Below are 16461 nucleotides of genomic sequence, written 5' to 3' on the forward strand. Positions count from 1 at the left end.
TGTAAAGGGGAAAAACCGGAAATCTAGTTCCCTCCCCTTTATAAGGGGAGGGTTAGGGTGGGGTAAAACCTTGGTTAATCAGCTATTTCAGACTTGTGTGTACACCGTAGCCAATACATACGGGGAGGGTTAGGGTGGGGTAAAAAATATTTGATACATCAAAAGTTCTATATCCCCCTAAATTTACGCCACGTGCTTCAAGTCGGCAGAGCCGCCCAACGCAGTGGCTCCCCTTCAAAAGGGGGACTTTGATTCCGATTCCCCCCTTTTGAAGGGGGGTTAGGGGGGATCTAAAAGTGCCTAAAATGACAGCGAAATACTTTTCAAACATCCTCTAAGGAATGAGGATTATTTTTTCGCAAAAGTCACGGAAGCTTTTAATAATTTAAGCTGATGATGGGTTCAATAGAGCTACAAAATTGTACTTAACAGTACCTTTTTTTGTGTTGGATATTTTTAATATTCATAAGAGTACCTTATTTAATATAAGAGCTTTTGATTCTTTGTACTTATAAGAGTATTTCTGCTTACTTTAACTAAAATCTCAGGATAGCTCTGTGCTACATCTAACTTACAAACAATTATCAGAAATGTTGCTAGTGTAGTTAGTAGTTAGATGAAAATAAAGCATAAATTCCCTAAAATCAATATATTTATTCAGTAAATTTTGTCATCCTCATTTTTGAGTGAACTTGATTAGTTATGCTCCTAGATTTAGAAAGATTTTATCAGGCTTGCAATCCGAGCAGACCTCTAATTATAGGAAACCCCAGCGATCGCAGGTACTATATCGATTTTGCTGCGGTGCGGGGTGGCAAAATTATCGAAGCTTTGCAACGCACGATTGCCCGAATCTCCCCGGATGCACCAACTTGTCAGCTATTTACAGGGCATCTCGGCTGTGGAAAATCAACGGAGTTGTTACGCCTCAAAGCTGAGTTAGAAGCGCAGCAATTTCATGTAGTCTACTTTGAGTCTACCCATGTCTTAGAAATGGCAGATGTGGATGTGACTGATATTTTGTTGGCGATCGCCGGCCAAGTAAGTGAAAGCCTAGAAGCGATGAAAATCAGGCTCAAACCTGCTTACTTTACCAGGTTGTTTGGTGAAATTGTAGATTTTCTGCAAACGCCAATTGACCTTGGAGTAGAAGCAGAATTGTCTGTGGGAATTGCCAAAATTACAGCTAAAACTAAAGAAAGCCCCCAATTGCGGCGGCGGTTAAGAGATTATTTAGAACCACGAACAGCAAATATTTTACAGTCAATTAATCAAGAATTGCTAGAACGTGCCATCAAGGAACTAAAAACTAGGGGTAAAAAAGGACTGGTGGTTATTGTTGACAACTTAGATAGAGTTGCAATTCGACCTTTACCATCGGGGCGATCGCTGCCAGAATATTTATTTATTGAACGGGGCGAACAGTTACGCAAACTAAATTGTCACGTAGTCTACACTATTCCTTTAGCCTTGACTTTCTCCAACGATAGCGCCGAACTTCAGCATCGTTTAGGGGGAGGAGTCGCACCAAAAGTATTACCGATGATCCCTGTACGCCTGCGCTCTAGAGAGATTTTTCCTCAAGGGCTAGCACTGATGCGGCAAATGGTACTAGCTAGAGCTTTTCCAGACATTTTACCTAGCGATCGGTTAGGCTTAATTACAGAGGTGTTTGATAGTTTAGAAACCTTAGATCGGTTGTGCTTGATTAGTGGTGGTCATGTCCGCGACTTGCTAGGGTTACTGTTTGACTGTCTGCGAGAACAAGATCCACCTTTTGAGCGGGAATGTGTTGATTTGGTGATTCAAAGACAGAGAGATTACCGAGCCAACGCCATCGACCCTCATGAGTGGGAACTAATCTTTCAGGTGGTGCAACAGCAGAGAGTTAGAGGTGATATAGAATACTACACTTTATTGCGAAGTTTATTTGTATTTGAATACCGAGATCATCAAGGAGCTTGGTTTGCCGTCAACCCAGTTTTAGCAGAGACGGAAAAATTTAAATCATGGTTGAACGACACCAACAAGCAGATATAAGAGCAGCTAATGAGCGGGCTTTAAGAAATTTGGGGAGAGCAATTACCCTTTCTAGCGGTCAATTTTCCCTGGTTTTGGTGTGCTGCAATTATCGGGTTTTGCAAGAGCTTATGCTGCAACGACTCGAAGAAATTTCTTCAGGTGTACACCAAATTCAAAAGGTAATTCTGCCGCAGAATGCGAGAAGTCTTTACACAAGTATTCATTTACAACTGGTAACTGAAGAGAATCCGCCATCGGCGTTGATGATTTTGGGTTTAGAGTCAGTAGATGAAATCGACGATTTATTGAGATCGATCAATCATATTCGTGATGAATTTCGCAAACGCCACCCATTTCCGATGATTTTGTGGGTGAATGAAGAAGTGTTGCAAAAGGTAGCTCGTTTAGCACCAGATTTTGCTAGTTGGGCGGCTACACCGATTCGGTTTGAGATGACAACTCAATCATTGCGGCAATTTTTACAACAGGAAACTGACTCTTTATTTGCTACGGTGTTACCAAGCGATGCTGGACAACACCAACCTCCTCAAGTTGCAAAGCATTATTTGACTGTGGAGCAAGTCTGGAAAAATAGCTATGAACTCCACTTTGCGATTGAAGAGTTGCACAATCGTGGTATTACTTTAGAGCCAGAATTACACGCTAGTTTAGAGTTTGTTTTTGGTCTAGATAATTATATTAGCGATCGCATTAGTACAGCTTTAAGTCATTTTCAGCAAAGCTTGAAAGTTTGGCAAAAGTTGGAGGAAATAGGAAATAGGCAAGTAGAAGTGAACGAAAGAGTATTTTCTTCGCCTACACCTCCATCGCCCCCATCTCCGCTACTTCTGCGACAGGGAGTCTTGCTGTTTTATATTGGGTTGTGTTATTGCCGTTTAGCAGAGCAAAATCAAACAGAAAACCGTCGCCATTGGTACACAGCTAAATCTTATTTTCAGCAATGCTTGAATGTTTTGCAGGTGGCTGGGCGTTTAGATATAGTTGCTGGATTTATTAGTCAACTTGCTGAAGTTTTGCAATATCTGCAAGAGTGGGAAGAATTGCAGACTGTTGCTCAAAAGTCTCTGGAGTTGCATCAAACTTATGGTAGTCAAATTCAATTAGCTTGTGACTACGGATTTCTGGCACAAGTCGCCGTGCAGCAGTCGCGGTGGGTACAGGCGAGTATATTAGCGCATGTATCGCTGCTAAAATTAGCCGAAGCGCAGAAGCACAATGACCCTTATAACTGCTTATTTCCATTACTGTTAGGCCAAGTTTACTATTTACTGTTGGCAAAAGCACAGCGAAATTTAGGTGAGCTAGTAATCGCTTATGAATACTTAGAAAAAGCAACAAAAGAACTGCCAGCAGCCTTAGAAAGCAGTGCGCATCAATACGATGCTCATCGTTATATTCGCTTATTGCGGACACTGCGATCGCTCTACTTTGAAGAAGGTCGCTATTTAGAAGCCTACTATATTCGCCAAAAACGGCGTTCTGTTGAACAACAGTACGGTTTTCGGGCTTTTATTGGTGCAGGACGTTTGCAACCTCAAAGACAGGCGACAAACCCAGCATTGATGTTACCTTCTGGGAGTAGCAGCGTTGCTTTAGAAATTGCCGCTTCTGGTCGGGAGCGTGATATTAATAACTTAATTGGCAGAATTAGCCGCGCCGATAAAAAGCTGACGGTGATTCACGGTCAATCAGGGGTGGGTAAGAGTTCTATTGTCACTGCTGGTTTGGTTCCAGCACTACAAAACCGCGCTATTGGCGACCAAATAGCTGTGCCTGTAGTATTGCAAGTTTATACCGATTGGGCGCGAGAATTAGAGAAATCCTTGAGTGAGGCGATGTTTGCTGACGCATCCCTTACAGTCTACGCTGATATTAACTTAGAAACAGGCATTGAAGCGGAGGCTTTGCCTTACTCTGACACACCCATCACCATCGTCAGAATTATACAACAACTCAAAAAAAATGCTGATAACCACCTGATTACAGTTTTAATTTTTGACCAGTTTGAAGAATTTTTCTTTGGTTATAGCGATCGCAAGCAGAAGCAAGAATTTGATAAATTTATTAGCGACTGTCTGAATATCCCCTTTGTCAAAGTCATCCTTTCATTGCGAGAAGATTATTTACATCGGTTATTAGACTTTAAACATCTTTCGGCACTAGAAGCGATTAATAATAATATTCTCGACAAGCATATTCGCTACCAGTTGAATAACTTTTCGCCAGAATATGCCAAAGCAATTATCCAAAAATTGACCGAGCGATCGCAGTTTAATTTAGAACCTGCTTTGATTGATGCCTTAGTCGAAGATTTATCCACAGAATTTGGAGAAGTTCGCCCCATTGAATTGCAAGTTGTAGGAGCGCAAATTCAAGATGAGCGGATTACTACACTAGAAGAATATCAGCCATATAGACCCAATAAACTTATTGAGCGATATCTTAAAGAACTGATTAAAGACTGCGGCCCAGAAAATGAACGAGCCGCTTTACTCGTCTTATACTTATTAACAGATGAAAGTAACAACCGACCTTTTAAAACTCGTGCTGAATTAGCGGCGCAGTTAGCAGAATTAGAAGATCCTGGCAAATTAGAGTTAGTATTAGATATTTTAGTTAGCTCCGGTTTAGTGGTACTATTCCCTGATGTCCCAGAACGCTATCAACTAATTCACGATTATTTAGTAGACTTGATTCGCTACCTGCAACAACAAGAATCAAGCTTACAGGTGCAACTAAATCAGTTGCGCCAAAAAGTAGAACAAAGCCAAACTGAGATTGAGCGACTGAAAAGCGAACTTAGCCAAAATGAACAGCGTTCCAAATTAGTAGATCCTTATCCCCAACAGGGATTAGACTTATTAACAGAATTACGGGAATTACACAAGCGCGAAGAATTGAGTCAGTTAGAAATTGAGCAATTACGAGCCGAACTCAAAGAAAAAGAATTAACAGCTAAACTTGCAGAAAGTCAAAAGAAACAAAGACTTAGTGAAGCTCAATTAAATCGTTCGTTGAAAATTGCCTTGACTGCTTCTGTTCTCGCCATCTTGGGATTAAGCGTTTCTATAGTAACAGCAGTAGATAGCGAAATTAAAACCCTTAGTGCATCCAGTGAAGCCCTCTTTGCCTCGCAAAAAGGTATTGATGCTTTAAAAGATGGTTTAAGGGCGGGAAGAAAATTACAACAAACACTTTGGGTTGATTCTTATACAAAAGAGCAAGTACAGACGGCGCTATATCAAGCAGTTTCTGGGTTGAGAGAATATAACCGTTTAGAAGGGCATATATCTGGAGTAAATAGTGCTACATTCAGTCCTGACCGCTCTTTAATTGCCTCAGCTAGTGCAGATACTACAATTAAACTTTGGCTTCCCGATGGTAGTTTGTTCAAAACCTTGTCTGGGCATGAAGATGTAGTTAATAGCGTTAGTTTCAGCCCCGATGGTCAAATTGTTGCTTCCGCTAGTCAAGATAAGACGGTGAAACTGTGGAGTCGAGATGGTAAACTGCTTGTTACCTTATTAGGGCATCAAGGTGTAGTGAATAGTGTCAGTTTTAGCCCTGATGGTCAGATTATTGCTTCGGCAAGTACAGACAAGACAATTAAATTGTGGAGTCAGGATGGTAAACTGCTCAAAACCTTGCAGGGACATGATGGTGCGGTTTTGAGTGTCGCTTGGTCAAGCGATGGACAGACCATTGCTTCCGGGAGTGCTGACAAAACGGTGAAATTGTGGAGTCGAGATGGTAAACTGCTCAAAACCTTACAGGGACATGAAGATGCAGTCAAAAGTGTAGCTTGGTCAACCGATGGACAAACCATTGCCTCTGCTAGTTTAGACCAGACAATCAAACTGTGGAATTTGTCGGGTAAGCTAGTGCGAACATTGTCAGGGCATAGTGCTGGAGTTACCAGCGTCAGTTTTAGCCGTGATGGTAATACCATCGCTTCTGCAAGTACCGACGAGACAATCAAACTTTGGAGTTTTGAAGGTGTGCTGCTAGGAACCCTGAAGGGACATAATAATTGGGTTAACAGCGTCAGTTTCAGCCCAGACGGTCGTACCTTGGCTTCTGCAAGTCGGGACAAAACAATTAAACTTTGGCATTGGGACGATGTGTTATTGCGAAAGCCTAAAAGTGATAATGATGACTGGATAACTAGCATCAGTTTCAGCCCAGGCGATCGCACCTTAGCAGCAGCAAGCCGAGACAAAACTGTAAAATTATTCAGTCGAGATGGTAAACTACTCCGTACTTTCACTGGGCATCAAGGTCAAGTTTGGGGAGTTAGTTTCAGCCCCGATGGTCAAATAATTGCCTCAGCTAGTAAAGATCAAACAGTGAAGCTTTGGAGTGTTGACGGTAAACTGCTCAACACCTTACAAGGTCATAATAGTACCGTCTTAGGTGTAGCTTGGTCGCCCAATAGTCAAGTAATTGCCTCAGCTAGTAAAGATAAAACAGTCAAGCTTTGGAGTCGAGACGGTAAACTACTCAACACCTTGCAAGGACATCAAGATGCAGTGAATTGGGTAAGTTTTAGCCCAGACGGTAAATTGCTAGCCTCAGCCAGTGATGATAAAACCGTAAAAATCTGGAGTTTAGATGGTAAATTACTATACACCTTAATTGGTCATAGTCGCCGAGTAAATGGGGTTGCTTGGTCGCCTGATAGTCAGGTAATTGCTTCAGTTAGTATTGATAGCACCGTCAAACTTTGGAGCCGCGACGGTGATATCCTAAATACTCTCGCGGGGGATGGCGATAGTTTCATCAGTGTGAGTTTTAGCCCCGATGGTAAGACTTTAGCAGCTAGCAGTGATGACAAAGTAAGGATTTGGAACCGAGAAGGGACATTACTGATTGCTTTGAAAGGCTATGAAGCTGAGTTAACCAGCGTCAGTTTCAGTCATGACGGTAAGACTCTGGCTGCGGGTAGTGGTAACGGCACAGTAATATTCCAAAATTTGGCAGATATCCAACTAGATAAATTACTGGCACAGGGTTGCCATTTGTTACACGATTATTTGCAGACTAATCAGAAAGTAATGAATGGCGATCGCGCCTTGTGTTCTGGTAGGTAATGGAGAAGAATGATGAAAGGCGATGCGGTGTTAAGATAAATAAGCCGATTTACTCGCGCCAAAGTTCAATGACTATTGCCAAACTATCCGAACTAGGCATTACTCACCTTCCCGACCATACTGAGTTACCAGAGTCGGATGGAGCTTTTGTTAAAAATTTTCAACAACACCCACAAAGCATACTTCTAACTGACTCCGTTCAAGGTAGATTACAGCAAATTCACTCAGATAATCAGTATTGTATTGGTCAAGATTGTGGCATTTACTGGCGTTTGACAGAACCACCTGAGCGCGGTGCTGAAGCACCCGATTGGTTTTACGTCCCGAATGTTGCACCTATGTTAAATGGTCAGTTTCGGCGTTCGTATGTGTTATGGCAAGAATATGTTGCTCCCCTAATTGTACTGGAATTCGTTTCTGGGGATGGTTCACAAGAAAGAGATAATACTCCAATTACTGGTAAATTCTGGGTATACGAGCAAGCAATCCGCGTACCTTTTTATGGCATTTACGAATTTAGCAAAGCCGCGATTGAGGTTTATCACTTAGTTGATGGTAGGTATCAGCAACTCACAGCTAACGAACGTGGACACTATGAGATTTCCTTGATGGGTGTCGAATTGGGTATTTGGCAAGGAAAGTATGGAAATACTACAGCGCCTTGGTTGCGTTGGTGGGATGCACAAGGAAATCTATTACTAACTGGTGAGGAAAAATCGCAGTTATTAACACCTCAACTAGAACAAGAGCAAGAAAAATCCCAGTTATTAACATCCCAATTAGAACAAGAACAGCAAAAAAACCAGCGTTTAGAAGAACGCTTGAGACAACTTGGAATCAATCCTGATGAAGTTTAATATTTGATTGGGGATGGCTTCACGAGTGTTATTATGCTACTTCTTTAATGCAGTAGATAATTGGCGTAAGCGATCGCTCTTATCATTGGCAAAGCGATAGCTGGCTTAACTCAATAGACTTTTTGCATGAGAAAGTCTCTATTAGGACTTACGCACTGTACAAATTAATCATGGTATGCATTTAGGAAAATAGGTTGTTTCAGGCTTTTATTAATTATTGTTTGATGGTAAATCTACCTGCAAGGTAGGGACACAGCACTGCTGTGTCCTTACGACAGTGGGGTTTTAATCCCCTGCTTTGATTTCTTCTGAAAAGCGTGTAGGACATAGATTTTCTCTCCAATCTTTACCGCATAGACTGCCCTGTAAGTATCGGTATCGTAGCGTTAGCGAGTCCGCGAGCGGATGAATAAATGGGTTTAAGAGGTTGTTTGAAAAGTAATTTGTTGTGATTTTGGACACTTGTTGATCCCCCCTAACCCCCCTTAAAAAGGGGGGAACTGGAATCAAAGTCCCCCAATTTATCGGGGGATTTAGGGGGATCTAGAACGTTTTGATACTCACAAGAGGACTTTTCAAACATCCTCTAAGACCCCCACCAAATTTTTAATTTGGTGGTCTACATACAATGAGTGGCGGGTCTGAATCCCCCACGAGAGTGATTCTGACTCCTGTTAGCGGATAGCTATGGTTTAGCCCATTCTGGCTTCTGAATTGTTCTTCAATTCATCTAAAACTATTCGCATTGGGAAAATGACTTGATGGAGAAAAATTAAAAGAGGCGTTTTCCAGCTAATACGGTAAAAATAAAATCCCTATGACCTGCTATTAATCAAGGTCATAGGGATTTTTTGACGGGACTGGTGCGGCTCGAACGCACGACCTGACGCTTAGGAGGCGTCCGCTCTATCCAACTGAGCTACAACCCCAACTAGCAAGCATATATGATTATAGCAGTAGTTTTAGCGAGACTGCCAAACATTATCCCAAGAGCCGCCGCCTACTTCTAAGCCACAAAGAAAACTTTCTGCTTTGAGAATTATCTGAGATTTTCTCCCATTTAGTTCTCGTAACTCTAAATTTAACTTTCCTTGCATGGTGTCTCGGCAACAATATCTTAAACCTTCTGCTGTTGGCGCACGCAGAGGTGTACCAGGTAAATCCGTGGTTCCTGTCAATTCAATTTCATAGTTAGAGTTAGTAGCTTTCATTTGCCATCTACCCCAAGGCTGAATTTCCCAGTCTACTTGTGAATTCCAGGGAACGAACTCATAAAACTTGCCTTGATAATGCAACCCAATCATCGCTACAGATTCCATCCACCACAGCACACCCCGCCTTCCACCGCCAGCAGTTAATGCTAAGTCGGGTTCGCCCTCGAAGTAATTACAATTTATCCAAAACCATTTTTGAGGAAAAGCACCACCCCAATTTTTTTCGCCGTAGGCTGGGGCGTTGGTGAATTCGTAGATTTTGCCATTCCAGTCAATCTTCCCACTGGCTAAACCGTGAGCCATGAAAATCTGCCATCCAGGTTCAAAAATCTGCGAGAATGAGAGCCAGCCGGCGGTTGATTGCTGAATGCTATTTTTATTGCCCCAGCCGTATACTGGTTGAATTTCATAATCCCAACGGCAATAATTATTGGTGGCATAGTCACGGATAATTCCCTGATTCAAGGTAGCTGTAGCTTGATATCCTTCTTGAACATGATGCTCAAACTCTGCTGGGAGAAGGTACAGAGGAGCAATTTGCAAATCTGTTTTACCCCAATGACCTAAACCCAGAACATCCCGACTACCCCAAAATTTCTTCACATCAGGAAAAGTCCGACATAAATACTCATCATCTGGGCCGAGGATTTGGGCTGCACCGCCACTGTAAGGTTTACCGCCAATGGGGTCTTCAATAGAGTACATAAAAGCGAAGGTTTGCCCAATTTCTGGTAAAGTAACGCGGTAATACCAACCTTCAAAGAAACGGCGGCTACCGCCATCCCAGTGATAACCAGAATGGGGCGTTTGGGTTGATTGGAGGAGATTTAAGGGAATGGTTAACATATATCTATATAGTTATAGTTGCCGATTTTTTCAGTATGCGCGATCGCTCCGATATCAATCATGCTTATGAAATTCTTGGGCTGGAACCCGGTGCATCTCAAGCACAGGTAAAGCGAACTTACCGTAAACTGGTGAAAATTTGGCATCCCGATCGCTTTATCGATCAAAAGCAAAAACAGGAAGCTGAGGAAAAGATCAAATCAATTAACGTAGCTTACAACAAGCTCAAATCTGAAAGTCCATCCGAGCCTCCCATTTCTGAAAATCCATCTTCATCTTCGCCTAAAAATCCCACAAAAATATCTGTCAATCGTTGGGATGCAGAAGCTTTCTATACTTTAGGAGTAGAAAATGCAACAGAAGCAAGATATGAGGATGCGATCGCAGATTTTACCCATGCAATTCGTCTCAATCCTCTTTATGTTGACGCATACAAATATCGTGGGCTAGTTTGTTCTCAACTAGGATACGAATATAGAGCCGCTTCCGATTTAAATAAAGCTACACAAATAGAACAAGAGTTAAGAAATCCGGGTGCTGTACGGAAAGTGCGATCGCCTAGATATGTATCAAAGCCTAGACCTCTGCTAGAAAGATTTTGTCAGGGGATTAAAAAGATATTACGGCTAAATCGGCGTTGGAGATAAAAACCGCTCAGACGGCGGCACCATACTTTGAGTTAGATAATACTTATACTTGGGAATACTAAGTAGAGTGAGATTTGCTGCTGATTTTTTAGTATGAGCGATGTCTAACGATAAGCCGAAACGTCTACGCTTTGATATAAATCATGTTTACGATATTCTGGGGTTAAAACCAGGTGCTAGCGCTTTTCGATTGAATCCAATATATACCCAAGCCTTAGTCTACTAAATCCATGCTCTAGAGAGTTGGTCGTTTACTTTCGAGGATTTCTGTTGCTTTCTGTACAGAAAGTGGGCGGTAGAATAAATAACCCTGTATTTCATCACAGTTGATAGATTTCAAGAACTCGAATTGCTCCTCTGTTTCTACCCCTTCGGCTGTTAACTTCAATCCCAAGCTTTGTCCCAAGGTAACTATGGCCTTGATAATATGAGCTACTTTGGAATCGGGCTTCAAATCTTTAACGAAAGACTGATCTATTTTTAGAGTGTGGAGTGGTAAAAGCTGTAGGCGTGAGAGCGAGGAATGACCTGTACCAAAGTCATCAATGGAGATGTAAACACCCATCTGCTTTAACTCCTCTAACACCGTTCTGGTAAAATCTAAGTCCTCAATGGCTGTGGTTTCCATAATTTCTAATTCTAAAAAGCGGGCTTCTAGACCTGTTTGCTCTAAAACTGTGGTTATAATATCCACCAATTTGGGTTGGCGGAACTGCTTCAGAGAAAGATTGACAGCGATCGTTATAGGTGGCAATCCTGCATCTTGCCAGATTTTATTTTGGATACAGGCTTTCCGTAGCACCCATTCGCCGATGGCGATAATTAATCCGCTTTCTTCGGCGAGGGGAATGAAGACACTGGGTGCAACTAATCCCATTTCTGGGTGCTGCCAACGTAACAGAGCCTCCATACCAGTAATTTCTTCTGTGGCAATGTTCACACGGGGCTGATAGTACACCGTAAATTCTTCACGTTCTAGGGCATAGCGCAAACTCTTTTCTAAAGTTAGAAGTTCTGGATTTTTGGCACTCAGAGAAACACTATAGAATTGGTAGTTATTCCGCCCTTTATCCTTGGCGTAGTATAAAGCGGCATCTGCGTGCTGGATTAGTGTTTCGGCATCAGGACTGTTGTTATCAAGCAACGAAATACCGAGGCTAGCAGTCACATAAAGTTCATGCCCTTGGAGATGAAAAGGATCTTCTAAGGCTTGTAAGATTCTGTACGCCACCTGCGTTACCTCTTCAATATCAGTGACTCGCGGCAGCAAGATAGTAAACTCATCGCCTCCCCAACGGGCTATGGTGTCTCCGCCTCTGAGTAAGTCTTGTAATCTTTGAGAGACGCTTTTCAACAATTGATCGCCCAAAGTATGCCCCAAGGTATCATTAATGACCTTGAAGCGATCTAGGTCGAGGAAGATCACAGCTAAACTTTCGTTATTGCGCGTGGCGTTGGGTAGAGTTTTACTGAGCAGTTCACTAAATAGTAGACGATTGGGCAACCCTGTCAGCAAGTCATGAAGGGCTTGATAGCGAATCCTTTCTTCTACTTGCTGACGCTGCCGCGCACCAAGAATACTAGCAGCCATCGTTAAAAGGGTAGATTCTTCGTGCTTTGACCAATGACGCTCAAACTTGCAATCTGCCAAGCCAAGGTATCCCCAGCATTCATTCTCCAACCTGAGGGGTACTAAAATCAGGGATTTAATGCCATCTCGAATTAGGAATTCTTGTTCGGCGACAGGAAATTTTTGGGTGAGTCCGCTAATGGACTGGCCCCTAGAGAGAACAGTATACCAACGGGCTAATCCAGAATCTTTATAAGACTGATTCTGCCAATGGTGATGGGTAGATTCAATAGAAGATTGCGTCCATTCAAACCGGAGACTGAGGGCTATTTCTCCTGTAACAGGATGAAGATGGTTCTGAAAGAGATAAGCACGATCTGCCTGGGCAGCTTCGCCCAGTATAGCTATAGCTCGCTCAATACCAGTTTCGTAATTCATTTCCCCTAGCAAATAATTAGCGGCTTCTGCAACTGCTTGGAGCAAGCGATCGCGCTGACGCAATTCGGCTGAGGCTTGTTTTTGCTCTGTAATATCCCTAATAATAAAAGTTCTAATTAAATCACTTTGAGGAAGGTAGAGAACGGATTGTTCAAAAACTTCTGTATCTACTTCCACTTCCCGCACAAAAGAATTTTTTTCTAAATTCTTAACTGTACTTATGAGTCCTGCTAATATTGGGTGTTCTGTCCCAACTTCTCTGAGTTTGGGAAACTTGAGGGTTGCGGCTGGATTGAGATAAGTTACTATTCCCTCGAAATCCATCTCAATAATTGGATTCGGGATGAGTTCGGGGAACGATGCTAGGCGAGCTAAGGCAGATTCACTAGCTGCTTCAAAACCAAGATCGATCGCTAGGGTTTGAAAAGGATTGGCAGGACTAGCTTGCTCTGATAAAAAACCAGATAAGTCTTCAATATCAAAAGATTCCGAAAATGCTTGTTCTGAAATATTGGAAATAGCGTAATATTTAGCCTGAGCTTGATTACTGCCAAAAGCTATAATGTCTCCATTTCTAAGATTATGAGAAAAGCATTTATTCCCATTTATAAATAAGCCATTGGTACTTCCTTTACCCTTGTAGTTACCATCAATAATCTGGAAGCCATATTGGTCAGTCTCTGGAACAGTTACTCGCAATAAGATTGCATGTTGCAATGATACTGATCGGGAAGCCAAGATAATAGTGTTTGCAGGATGCCGTCCCAGAGAATAAGTAGTCTCTAGCAAGACTACAGTTCGTTGTCCTTGCAGGTCTTTAATGACCAACAGATGACGTATTTTTTCCCGCTCATTTCCTAGCATGGCTGTTCCTCAAATTCTCATATATTTATGTCTTGTCGTTAAAAATACCACTCACAAAAGTGCGATCTTAAAGTCTGAACTTCTAGAAAAATTTACTTAATTAAAATTGCAAATCAGCCCTTTTATTCAGAATTTCTCTTATTGAATAAGATGACTAATTGTTCAATTGGTTTTTGTGGTAAGCATTTAATTTGCACGCTCGACGCGGGCAGGATGCCCGCACTACAATGATTTGAATAAATCACAATGTGCAAATTACAAGATTATCAGCTTAGAAGTTCTAGCTGTTTTCTCAACTTATTTGGAATTCCGAAAAATAAATTATCCAATCAGGTGTTTTATGGCGTTAAGCGTAACATACCCTCTACAGATAACAGGTGCGTTACGCTGCGGCAGTAACATACCCTACAACCACGGTGATTGGTTGCAATATTTTTAACTGGAAGTCCCAAAGATAAGTTATAAACTTTGTCCCTTCGTCTATATAGCCCAATTGTGCCTTTCTTAGGATACCCAGAATAAAATCAAACACTGAATAGAAAACATGGTATATTTACGGTTTTTTATCAATGAAGGTAGGCTACGGTGTACACACAAGTCTTTGGTGAGGCCATTTACGGTTAAGTCTCATAGTCCCTGAGATACCTCAAGAAAGCTTTTACTACGTAAAACCTGTCCCTCTCCTTACTCAGGCTACGGCGTACATACAAGTCTCTAAGAAACCTCACCCTGATTTTACTACGTCAAACCTGTCCCTCTCCTTAGTAAGGCTACGGTGTATACACAAGTCTTCTAGAGTTGCCCCAGAGCGTTTTGATCCCCCCAGCCCCCCGATAAATTGGGGGGCAAAAGTCTCTTAAAGTCCCCCAATTTATCGGGGGATTTAGGGGGATCTCCAACGATTTTGGGTGTTGTACAGAAATGTGTGTACACCGTAGCCTTAGTAAGGAAAGGGATTAAAGATAGGACAGGGTGAGGTTTTTCTTTTGTTTTGGGTAATTCAATGACTTGTGTGTACACCATAGATGCTAGAGAGGGGAAGGAGAATGAAGTGTTTGCAACAGCTAAATTTTAAAAAGGATTATAGAGCAAACTAAAATACAGACCCTTTTCTTGTAATGTTCTCTCATTTGAGTCAACAGAAATTAAAGGAACACCCCAGTCAAGACGAACAGTGAAGCGATCGCCTTGTGACCAACGCAACCCCAGACCAACAGCAGCTAAAGTATTAGGGTTGGGATTTTCTCTATCCGAACTATTCCAACCAACACCAAAATCCACAAAGGGAACAGCCTGTAATATGCTACCTATCTTAGGTAAGCGCAGAATTGGGACTTGAACTTCCGCAGAAACAAAAGTGCCGTTATCCGTCAACAGGTAATCTTGACGATAGCCCCGAACGCTATCCTGCCCACCTAAGCCAAATTGCTCTAAAGGCAGAAGTGTTCTAGATGCTAGTTGTGTGTTTAAACGTAATAACAATAAGGTTTCAGGAGCTAAAAGGCGTATCCACTGCGCTTGCCCTTGCCAAGCAAAAAAACGGCTATCGGGAGCATTTTGATTAATCGTGGGATTCAATATATCTATGCCTAAACTGAATTGAGAGCGTAGGGCAATAACTTCACGGCTGTTACGACTCGTCCATTCTTGAAAAAATCGGAATGCAGATACCTTGGTGCGTCCTTGTTCATCAGCCCCAGGGGAAAGTACAGGGGCGGGAATCCTTTCTTCTCTCTCTAGAATCCACGAGATATCACTTTCGCGTCGGGAGGCTGTTAACCCAAGGGCAAATTCTTGTGTGGGAGTTTGAATTATGGGCTGGCGGAATGTCACTTCGTAATAGCGAGAAGCCGATTCGATATCTAAAAACTTGAAATCAGGCTCAATAACATTACTCGACGTAGTGCCATAGTTGAAAGTCAGTGTGCCATTGCGAGGATTGAGCGGTAATGTGTAGCTTGTGTCCAAGGAATTGCTACCATCAGTATTAGTGTAAGCAACACCGAGAGAATCCCCCAATCCTAATAAGTTGGCTTCATTCAATTGTAATCGGCGGCGAAAACTACCAACGCTAGGCGATCGCCCATTATCAAGAACTATCTGGCTACTAAAGGTTTTTGCCTCACTAACCTTGACTTCTAAAAGACTTGAACCAGTCCGCGATCCTGCTGAGACTTCAGCAGATACATTTTGAATCAAAGGATTAAGTTGCAATAGTTGCAGTGCTTGTAGTAGACGCTGGCGATTCAGAGGTTGCGATGTAGCTATTGCTAGTCGGCTGCGGACATAATTCGGATTCAACCGTCGAGTTCCAGTTACCTTAATATCTTCTAATTTACCTTCGACCACCTGAATTTTGACAACACCAGATTTGATTGTTTGGGGTGGGATATATGCACCAGAGGTAATATAACCATTTCTGACATATAAATCAGTAATTTTAGAACGTGCTTGATACACTTCAGTCAACGAGATCGGTCGTTTGGTAAATTCAGCAGTGGCGAGGGCTAACTCTTCGGGACTGAAAACTGTGCTACCAACAACTTCAAACCGTTCAACAACAATAGTTTGAGGAAAGTTGCCAGGGATTGGTTCATCAGGTAGAGGAGTTGGAGCAGAGGGGGGAAATAGTTCTGCGGGTGGGGGAAGTGGCTGTGGCAGTTCAGGTGAAGGAAGTGGCGAAGGTATGGGTGGTTGGACATCCTGTGGTGGTGGGAGTTTTTGTGACAGGACAAAATTACTCGTTGGTAATTGTGTAGTATCAACAGCCTGAGCTTTCAGTAGACTAGAAGATATACTGCTGAGTAATATAAGCATACTCAGTGGTAAGTGGGATGCTATAAGATTCTGAGGATATTTTTTATTAATCATCGCACTAGACTATTTTTTGTC

At 42.2% G+C, this 16461-nt stretch carries 8 protein-coding genes, 1 tRNA gene and 1 pseudogene; 5 read left to right on the forward strand and 5 right to left on the reverse strand.

What is annotated here, in order from left to right; translation table 11 throughout:
• The first annotated feature begins 702 nt into the window (after positions 1-702).
• From V7K38_RS13460 to V7K38_RS13470, 3 genes are all read left to right on the forward strand, one after another.
• The gene (locus V7K38_RS13460) at positions 703-2040 is read left to right on the forward strand and encodes a P-loop NTPase fold protein (RefSeq protein WP_334858447.1); all 1338 of its coding nucleotides are present in this window, start codon (positions 703-705) and stop codon (positions 2038-2040) included.
• The gene (locus tag V7K38_RS13465; RefSeq protein WP_334858449.1) at positions 2010-7133 is read left to right on the forward strand and encodes an nSTAND1 domain-containing NTPase; all 5124 of its coding nucleotides are present in this window, start codon (positions 2010-2012) and stop codon (positions 7131-7133) included. Before V7K38_RS13460 ends, V7K38_RS13465 begins: the two co-directional genes overlap by 31 nt.
• A gap of 68 nt (positions 7134-7201) precedes the next feature.
• Entirely contained in the window at positions 7202-7990 is a 789-nt protein-coding gene (locus V7K38_RS13470) for a Uma2 family endonuclease (protein ID WP_334858451.1), read from the forward strand.
• A 269-nt stretch (positions 7991-8259) separates the two neighbouring features.
• Here V7K38_RS13470 and V7K38_RS13475 read toward each other — a convergent pair.
• From V7K38_RS13475 to V7K38_RS13485, 3 genes and pseudogenes are all read right to left on the reverse strand, one after another.
• Positions 8260-8376, reverse strand: a pseudogene (locus V7K38_RS13475) (type II toxin-antitoxin system RelE/ParE family toxin); the annotation flags it as partial.
• Positions 8377-8845: 469 nt separating this feature from the next.
• Positions 8846-8919, reverse strand: a tRNA-Arg gene (locus V7K38_RS13480).
• A gap of 33 nt (positions 8920-8952) precedes the next feature.
• Entirely contained in the window at positions 8953-10050 is a 1098-nt protein-coding gene (locus tag V7K38_RS13485; RefSeq protein ID WP_334858453.1) for a tocopherol cyclase family protein, read from the reverse strand.
• 35 nt (positions 10051-10085) lie between these two features.
• Here V7K38_RS13485 and V7K38_RS13490 point away from each other — a divergent pair, with 35 nt between their 5' ends.
• Both V7K38_RS13490 and V7K38_RS13495 read left to right on the forward strand, forming a co-directional pair.
• Positions 10086-10697, forward strand: coding sequence for a J domain-containing protein (locus tag V7K38_RS13490; RefSeq protein ID WP_334858496.1), 612 nt, complete (start codon positions 10086-10088; stop codon positions 10695-10697).
• A gap of 100 nt (positions 10698-10797) precedes the next feature.
• The gene (locus V7K38_RS13495) at positions 10798-10923 is read left to right on the forward strand and encodes a hypothetical protein (RefSeq protein WP_334858456.1); all 126 of its coding nucleotides are present in this window, start codon (positions 10798-10800) and stop codon (positions 10921-10923) included.
• A gap of 9 nt (positions 10924-10932) precedes the next feature.
• Here the strand turns inward: V7K38_RS13495 and V7K38_RS13500 are convergent, their stop codons facing one another.
• Positions 10933-13569 (reverse strand): EAL domain-containing protein, encoded by a 2637-nt coding sequence (locus tag V7K38_RS13500; RefSeq protein ID WP_334858457.1) that lies wholly within the window; start codon positions 13567-13569, stop codon positions 10933-10935.
• A 1071-nt stretch (positions 13570-14640) separates the two neighbouring features.
• A complete protein-coding gene (locus V7K38_RS13505; RefSeq protein WP_334858459.1) occupies positions 14641-16440 on the reverse strand; it encodes a ShlB/FhaC/HecB family hemolysin secretion/activation protein in 1800 nt (599 codons plus the stop codon).
• Positions 16441-16461: the final 21 nt, after the last annotated feature.

Source organism: Nostoc sp. (assembly GCF_036917465.1).
GTDB lineage: Bacteria > Cyanobacteriota > Cyanobacteriia > Cyanobacteriales > Nostocaceae > Nostoc.

Coding starts and splice junctions, on each gene's coding strand:
- V7K38_RS13460 (WP_334858447.1), top strand. CDS start 703: ATGCTCCTAGATTTAGAAAGATTTTATCAGGCTTGCAATCCGAGCAGA.
- V7K38_RS13465 (WP_334858449.1), top strand. CDS start 2,010: ATGGTTGAACGACACCAACAAGCAGATATAAGAGCAGCTAATGAGCGG.
- V7K38_RS13470 (WP_334858451.1), top strand. CDS start 7,202: ATGACTATTGCCAAACTATCCGAACTAGGCATTACTCACCTTCCCGAC.
- V7K38_RS13485 (WP_334858453.1), bottom strand. CDS start 10,050: ATGTTAACCATTCCCTTAAATCTCCTCCAATCAACCCAAACGCCCCAT.
- V7K38_RS13490 (WP_334858496.1), top strand. CDS start 10,086: ATGCGCGATCGCTCCGATATCAATCATGCTTATGAAATTCTTGGGCTG.
- V7K38_RS13495 (WP_334858456.1), top strand. CDS start 10,798: ATGTCTAACGATAAGCCGAAACGTCTACGCTTTGATATAAATCATGTT.
- V7K38_RS13500 (WP_334858457.1), bottom strand. CDS start 13,569: ATGCTAGGAAATGAGCGGGAAAAAATACGTCATCTGTTGGTCATTAAA.
- V7K38_RS13505 (WP_334858459.1), bottom strand. CDS start 16,440: ATGATTAATAAAAAATATCCTCAGAATCTTATAGCATCCCACTTACCA.